The following is a 7,150-nucleotide window of genomic DNA, read 5'->3' as shown; positions in this document are numbered from 1 at the left end:
CTCCCCACCCCCCCCTTTCTCCGCCGGGGCCCCCCCCCCGCGGGGGGGCGGGTCCCGCGCCCCGCCCCCGCCCCCCCCCGCCCCCGCCCCCCCCCCGCCCGACGCCAGGTGCGGGTCGGGCCTACCTGATGCAGGCCCGGCGGACCGGTAGACCGCGGTCCTCCAGCACGGCGAGCATGGCCTGGCCGCGGCGCGCGCCCTCCGAGGACGAGGTGCGCGACAGCGCGGGCACGTAGGTCGCCGCGCCCACAACGGATTCCGCGACCAGGCCCCAGAAGCGGCGGACGCCCAGACCCGAGCAATGCGCCATCGCCTCCTGGACCAGGGACAGGGCCGGCAGGCAGCGGTGGGCGAGCCAGACGTAGAGCGCCGGCTCACAGGGCAGGGCCACGACGCCGTCCTCGCCGGTGAGGAGGTCGCCGTCGATCACGCGGATCGTGGTGTCGGACAGGCCCGCCCAGTCGATACCGCCGTCGTTGTCGGTGTGGATCCACAGGTTCTCCAGGCCCGGATCCCAGGCTCGGCCCTCGGACACCACAATGGCCATCACCCGGCCGATCACCGCGTGGATGAGCGCCGTGGCCACCACCTCGGCCGCGATGTCGGCATTGCTCATCTCGGCCGCGTGCCGCCGGTACATCATCTCGATCCGCCCCTCGCGGATGCCGTCGGCGAGCCGCCACCAGCGGCGTTTGCCCTGGTCGGCCATGGCGGCGACGGCGTAGACGCGCGGGTGTTCGGGTTGCAGGGCGCGCAGGCGGGAACAGGCCGTCCCGAAGGCGAGCCGGGAATCGCGCGGCGGACACACGGTTACGGGTTCGAGCATCGAACCTCCTCATTCATCGACTATTCGGCCAATGCAGGGGCAATGAGCACGGGAAGATAGGTTAGGCTTACCAGACTTATCGAAGCAATGAACGCGTCAGGAGTAGTTCGTCACCGTGCCCGCCGTAGTCACCACCAGACGGCGACGTCTGTCCGGACTTCTCGTTCTCGCCGCCCTGCTGCTGTGTGCCATCGCGGCCAGCATTGCCCTCGGCTCCCGGAATCTGAGCCTCGGGACCGTGTACGACGCGCTCATTTGCCCTGGTGGACTGCCACTCTCGTGTCCCGCGGACGGCTCGGCCGCCCAGATCGTGCGCGAATTACGCCTTCCGCGAACAGGACTCGCCCTGGTCGCCGGACTCGCGCTCGGCATGGCCGGAGCCCTGATCCAGGGCTACACCCGAAACCCGCTGGCGGACGCCGGATTACTCGGCATCAATGCGGGCGCGGCCTTCCTGGCCGCGCTGAGCATCCACCTGCTCGCCCTCACCACGCCCGCGCAGTACATCTGGTTCGCCTTCGCGGGCGCGCTGCTCGCGGGCCTGGTGGTGTTCGGCGTCTCCTCGCTCGGGGGCGGCCGGGCGAGCCCGCTCAGCCTGGTCCTCGCCGGCGCGGCGGTCACCGCGTTCCTGCAGGCCATGACCAATATCGTTGTCCTGCTGGACGGCACGGCCCTCAATACCTACCGCTACTGGGTGGTCGGCGACGTGGCCGGGCACGACGCCTCCACCTTCGGTCAGGTGCTGCCGTTCCTCGCGCTGGGCGCGATCCTGGCCCTGGCCTCCGCCCCCGCCCTCAACCTGCTCGGCCTCGGCGATGACGTCGCCCGCGGTCTCGGCGTGAACGTCACCCGCAGCCGGGCACTCGGCCTGGCCGCGGTCGTCCTCCTGGCGGGCGCGGCCACCGCCGCCGTCGGACCGATCGCCTTCCTCGGCCTGATCGTCCCCCACCTGGCGCGCGCCCTCACCGGCCCCGATTACCGCTGGCTACTCCCCTTTTCGGGCCTGCTCGGCGCCCTGGTCCTGCTGCTGGCCGACACCGCCGGCCGCCTCATCGCCCGCCCGGGCGAACTCCAGGCCGGCGTCACCCTCGCCGCCCTGGGCGCACCCTTCTTCATCCTTCTGGTCCGCCGCCGAAAGCTGGTGAGCCTGTGACTCTTCCGACACCTCCCAATGCCACCCGCAGCGCAGTGAGCCCCAGCCACCCCATGGCAAACACCCGGGGAAACACCGCGCCGAGTTCCGTCGACAAGGTGCGCACGGTTCGACCTGCGGTGCGAGTGGGTCGAATCTCGGCGGTGCTGCGAATCGGCGCGGTGCTCACCGTGGTTGCGCTGGCAGCGATTCTGCTCGGGTTGTTCGCGCTGGATATCGCGGTGGGCGAGTTCCGGATTCCGCTCGGGCGGGTGCTGGATGTGCTGGGCGGCGGGGGGACTCGCGCGCAGCGGTTCGTGATCATGGATTCGCGGCTGCCCAGGGCGCTGACCGCGATCGTGGTCGGGGCGGCGCTGGGGTTGGCGGGCGCGGTGACACAGTCGATTCTGCACAATCCGCTGGCCAGCCCGGATCTGCTGGGCATCACCTCCGGCGCGAGCTGCGGCGCGGTCGCGGTGCTCGTCGGGATGGGTGGCGTCGGGACGGGTACGGCCGCGGCGCTGGGTGTTTCGGCGGCGGCACTGGCCGGCGGGCTGCTCACGGCCGTGCTGATCTACCTGCTGGCCTGGGGCCGGACCACGACCGGGGACAGCGGGGTCATGGGATTCCGGTTGGTGCTCATCGGGATCGGCGTGAACGCGGCGCTGCTGTCGGTGGTGAGCTGGCTGCTGACGCGGGCCACGCTCACCGATGCCGCGCATGCCCAGCAGTGGCTCACCGGGTCGCTGAACGCGGCGGACTGGTCGACCCTGGTGCCCGCCGCGATCGGCCTGGGCGTCGCGCTGCTCGTCACGGCCGGGTCGGCGCGGACGCTGGCCGCGCTGCGATTCGGCACCGACACCACACGCATCCTCGGCGTCCGCATCCAGACCCAGCAGGCGATTCTGATTGCCGCCGCGGTCGGTTGCGCCGCGCTGGCAACCGCGGCGGTGGGCCCGCTCGGGTTCGTGGGGCTGGCCGCGCCGCAGATCGCGCGGCGGCTGCTGCGCACGCCCGGGGAACCGGTCATCGCTTCGGCGCTGGTCGGAGCGATCGCGGTGGTCGGGGCGGACCTGCTCGCGCGCACCGTCTTTCCCGTCTCGCTGCCGGTCGGCGTGGTCACCGCGGCCGTCGGCGGACCGTTCCTGCTCTACCTGCTCGTTCGGACCAACCGGAAGGCGACACTGTGACTCTCGCGGCGGAAGACATCACCCTCGGCTACGGCGAGCGGATCATCGTCGACGGGCTCTCGGTGCAGATCGAGCCCGGGCTGATCACCACCGTCATCGGCCCCAACGGCTGTGGCAAGTCGACGCTGCTGCGCTCCCTGGGCCGGTTGCTGCGGCCCCGGTCGGGCCGAGTCCTGCTGGACGGCAAGGCCATCTCCACCATGAAGACCAAGGACATCGCCCGCATCGTCGGCATGCTGCCCCAGACGCCGGTCGCGCCCGAGGGCCTGACCGTCGCGGATCTGGTTGCCCGCGGCCGGCATCCGCATCAGTCCTGGTTGCGGCAGTGGTCGGCCGACGACGAGGCCGAGGTGACCGCCGCGCTGGAACTGACCGGTATCGCGGAGCTGGCGGGCCGGACCCTCGACGAGCTCTCCGGTGGCCAGCGCCAGCGCGCCTGGATCTCCATGGCCCTGGCCCAGGGCACCGACATCCTGCTGCTCGACGAGCCGACCACCTACCTCGACCTCGCCCATTCCCTCGAGGTCCTCGACCTGGTCGATCGCCTGCACGACGATCTCGGCCGCACCGTGGTCATGGTCCTGCACGATCTGAATCTGGCCATCCGCTACAGCGACCGCCTCATCGTCATGCACGCCGGCCGCATCGTCGCCCAGGGCGTCCCCGCCGACATCATCGACGCCGAGCTGCTGCGCGCGGTGTTCGGCCTGCGCGCCGAGGTGCTCGAGGACCCGGTGTCGGGGCGGCCGATGATCGTGCCCATCGGCGCCCGGCACGTGCGCGACTCCCGATCCGGAGACATGCCGGCCGATGCCGGGGTATGAGCAATACCACACCAGCAACTCGCCGGTTACGACGGGCTGTAGTACGCATTCCTGTCGTTGTCTCCGTAAACTTGTGGGATGGCAGGTCTTGGTGAACTCGAGAAAGCGGTCATGGACCAGTTGTGGTCGGCCGACGAACCGCAAACGGTCCGGCAGGTCCATGAAGCCCTCGCTGAGCGTCGTGAACTCGCGTACACCACGGTGATGACCGTTCTGCAGCGCTTGGCGAAGAAGAATCTGGTGGTCCAGCAGCGCGACGACCGTGCGCACCGCTACGCGCCGGTGCACACGCGCGACGAACTCGTCGCCAGCCTGATGGTCGACGCACTGCAGCAGGCGGACGAAGTCGGCAGTCGCCGCGCCGCGCTGGTGCACTTCGTCGAACAGGTCGGCGCGGACGAGGCTGCCGCATTGCGCGACGCACTCGCTAAGCTCGAAGCCACCGAGGTGGCGCGCAAGGACAAACCCGAGTCCAAATAGCCGTAGCCTCGGCCCGAGCCCCACAACGCAGTGAGCTGAGGACATGGACTGGACAGCGCCGGTTTTCGCCGGTCTCGCCTTGTTATTGGCGGGACCGGTGCCAACGCTGCTCAGCCGTGCCACCTGGCCCTATCGCAGCCCCCGTGCGGCGCTGGTACTGTGGCAGGCGATCGCGCTGGCCGCGGTGCTGAGCGCCTTCGGTTCCGGACTCGCCATCGCCTCCCGGCTCCTCGTCCCGGGCGGCGACGGCCGTCCGACCACCACGCCCAGCAAGGAGATCGACGCCCTCGGTCTGCCGCTGTGGCTGGCCCTGGTCCTGGTGTTCGCGCTCACCCTGCTCGTCGGGGCGCGGCTGATCTGGTCGGTGATCCGGGTCGGCATCCACACCCGCCGCCGCCGCGCCCACCACCGCATGCTGGTCGACCTGCTGGATCAGTCCGGTGTGCATCGGAAATCCGCCGACATCCGGGTACTGGCCGCCACCGAGCCGATCGCCTACTGCCTGCCCGGCCTGCGCCGGCGCGTGGTCCTCAGCCAGGGCACCGTCACCAATCTGTCCGACGAGGAACTCACCGCCATCGTCAGCCACGAGCGCTCCCACCTGCGCGCCCGCCACGATCTGGTGCTCGAGGCCTTCACCGCCGCGCACGAGGCGTTCCCCCGCGTGGTCCGTTCCAAATCCGCGCTGGACTCGGTGAAGCTGCTCATCGAACTGCTCGCCGACGACTCCGCGGTCAAGGTCACCGGTCCCACTCCCCTGGCGCGCGCCCTGGTGGCCTGCTCCAATTCCCCGGCCCCGCAGGGCGCCATGGCCGTCGGCGGCCCCACCACCCTGATCCGCATCCAGCGCCTGGCCGGTCCGATCGGCGATCTCCGCATCGCCGTCGCCGCCTACTTCGCCGCCGCCGCGATCCTGGTCGTCCCGACCCTCGCCGTCGCGATCCCCTGGCTGGTCGAGCTCAGCCGCCTGGTCAGCCGTGCCTGACTCCCACCTGCCCGCTCCCGAATCCGACTCGGGCGCGGCGCAATCCGCCATGCCCGCCGCCGATTCCGGCCCGGGCGAGAGCCTTTCGCCACCGCCCGCGACCAGCGGCCACCCCACTTCGACTTCGACACCCACTTCAGCCCGGGAGGAAACCATCGCCACCGACTCGTCACCCGCAGCCGAGGCTTCGCCGACCGACCGAGCGGCCGAAGCCCTCCTCCGGACCGGCGCCCGCGAGAGCGGGCGGGACCAGCGCGACCCGGCTGGGACCGCGAGCCCGGTGGACGAGCGCGTGAGGGTCGGTTCCGAGGGTGGCGAGGTGCGGTTCACGGATCTGGGACTGCCGCCGGTGCTGGTGCAGGCGCTGCGGCGGGGCGGAATCGATAAGCCGTTTCCTGTTCAGGCAGCGGTGATTCCGGACATTCTGGCTGGACGGGACGTGCTGGGCCGGGCGGCGACGGGGTCGGGGAAGACGCTCGCGTTCGGGCTGCCGATGCTGGTGCGGCTGTTCGGTGCGCCGAGTGCGCCGCGGCGGCCGCGCGGGCTGATTCTGGCCCCGACGCGCGAGCTGGCGATTCAGATCGAGAGCGCGTTGGACGAGCCCGCGCTGTCACTGGGGTTGCGGCTGGCCACGGCGGTCGGCGGGTTGCCGATCAAGAAGCAGGAGGAGCGGCTGGCACGCGGGGTGGACGTCGTCATCGCGACGCCGGGGCGGTTGACCGATCTGCTCGGGCGGAAAGCGGTGCAGCTGGGCGACATTCGGGTCGTCACGGTCGACGAGGCCGACCATATGGCCGAGCTGGGCTTCCTGCCGCAGCTGACGGCGCTGCTCAACAAGGTGCCGGGCGAGGCGCAGCAGCTGCTGTTCTCGGCGACCCTCGACGAGACGGTCGACGGACTCGTACGGAAGTACCTGCGGGAACCGGCGACCCATGCGATCGGCACCCTTCCGGCCGCGACGTCGGCGGGGCCGGTGGAAGCGGGTGTGGCAGACACGGATTCGGGCAGCGAGCTCGGGAGCGTCGCGGCCGGACCCGATATCGCGCACTACGCCCTGCATGTCCGGCGGTCCGACAAGCGGGCGGTGGTCAGCGAGATCGCCGCGCGGCAGGGCCGGACGCTGCTGTTCGTGCGCACCCAGCACGGTGCCGACAAGCTGGCGCGCAAGCTGCGCGAGATCGGGATCGGCGCGGTAGCGCTGCACGGCGGGAAGGCGCAGAACCAGCGCAATCGCATGCTCGCGGCGTTCGCGGACGGGACGGCACCCGTACTGGTCGCCACCGATGTGGCCGCCCGCGGGCTGCACATCGACGATGTCTCGCTGGTCGTGCACGTGGATCCGCCCGCGGATCCCAAGGACTATCTGCACCGGACCGGGCGGACCGCGCGGGCGGGCGCGTCGGGCACGGTCGTCACCATCGTCACCCCGGACGATCGGGAGGAGGCCGCGCGACTGGCGGAGCGAGCCTCGGTGACGCTCTCCGACGTGGAGGTGCGGCCGGGCGATCGGCGGCTGCTCGAGATCACGGGCGCGCGCCGGCCGAGCGGCCGTCCGGTAGCGGATCCCTCGGCGCCGCCGGCGCCCGCGGCGGAGGCTCCGCGCGAGCAGGCGCGGTTCCGGCAGCGGTCGCAGGGCGAGAGCCGGCCGCACAACAAGAAGCGCAAGCCGGGCGCGGCCCGACGCTCGTCCCGGTGACGCCGACACGTTTGGAC

7 protein-coding genes are annotated in these 7,150 nt (G+C 71.4%); 6 read left to right on the top strand and 1 reads right to left on the bottom strand.

Annotated elements, in window-relative coordinates:
* Positions 1-121: 121 nt before the first annotated feature.
* On the bottom strand, positions 122-826 hold the full coding sequence (locus ACWEKS_RS33335; protein WP_452343768.1) for a hypothetical protein: 705 nt from the start codon (positions 824-826) through the stop codon (positions 122-124).
* Positions 827-941: 115 nt separating this feature from the next.
* On the opposite strand from ACWEKS_RS33335, the gene ACWEKS_RS33330 reads away from it, so the two are divergent.
* From ACWEKS_RS33330 to ACWEKS_RS33305, 6 genes are all read left to right on the top strand, one after another.
* Positions 942-1,979, top strand: a complete 1,038-nt coding sequence (locus ACWEKS_RS33330; protein WP_452343767.1) for a FecCD family ABC transporter permease — start codon at positions 942-944, stop codon at positions 1,977-1,979.
* Between the two features lie 53 nt (positions 1,980-2,032).
* Entirely contained in the window at positions 2,033-3,148 is a 1,116-nt protein-coding gene (locus tag ACWEKS_RS33325; protein ID WP_452343766.1) for a FecCD family ABC transporter permease, read from the top strand.
* Positions 3,145-3,972, top strand: coding sequence for an ABC transporter ATP-binding protein (locus tag ACWEKS_RS33320; protein WP_452343765.1), 828 nt, complete (start codon positions 3,145-3,147; stop codon positions 3,970-3,972). Before ACWEKS_RS33325 ends, ACWEKS_RS33320 begins: the two co-directional genes overlap by 4 nt.
* 78 nt (positions 3,973-4,050) lie before the next feature.
* Positions 4,051-4,452: a BlaI/MecI/CopY family transcriptional regulator gene (locus ACWEKS_RS33315; protein ID WP_354831823.1), complete on the top strand. Its 402-nt coding sequence runs from the start codon at positions 4,051-4,053 to the stop codon at positions 4,450-4,452.
* A gap of 43 nt (positions 4,453-4,495) precedes the next feature.
* Positions 4,496-5,437 (top strand): M48 family metalloprotease, encoded by a 942-nt coding sequence (locus ACWEKS_RS33310; protein WP_452343764.1) that lies wholly within the window; start codon positions 4,496-4,498, stop codon positions 5,435-5,437.
* The gene (locus tag ACWEKS_RS33305) at positions 5,430-7,133 is read left to right on the top strand and encodes a DEAD/DEAH box helicase (protein WP_452343763.1); all 1,704 of its coding nucleotides are present in this window, start codon (positions 5,430-5,432) and stop codon (positions 7,131-7,133) included. Before ACWEKS_RS33310 ends, ACWEKS_RS33305 begins: the two co-directional genes overlap by 8 nt.
* Positions 7,134-7,150: the final 17 nt, after the last annotated feature.

This window comes from Nocardia sp. NPDC004711 (genome assembly GCF_053601595.1).
Note: the sequence above shows the minus strand (reverse complement) of the source record. Positions and strands in the feature narration are given on the sequence as shown.

What these genes read in the sequence shown, in the direction of transcription:
- ACWEKS_RS33335 (WP_452343768.1), bottom strand. Translation starts at nt 826, where the DNA reads ATGCTCGAACCCGTAACCGTGTGTCCGCCGCGCGATTCCCGGCTCGCC.
- ACWEKS_RS33315 (WP_354831823.1), top strand. Translation starts at nt 4,051, where the DNA reads ATGGCAGGTCTTGGTGAACTCGAGAAAGCGGTCATGGACCAGTTGTGG.
- ACWEKS_RS33325 (WP_452343766.1), top strand. Translation starts at nt 2,033, where the DNA reads ATGGCAAACACCCGGGGAAACACCGCGCCGAGTTCCGTCGACAAGGTG.
- ACWEKS_RS33310 (WP_452343764.1), top strand. Translation starts at nt 4,496, where the DNA reads ATGGACTGGACAGCGCCGGTTTTCGCCGGTCTCGCCTTGTTATTGGCG.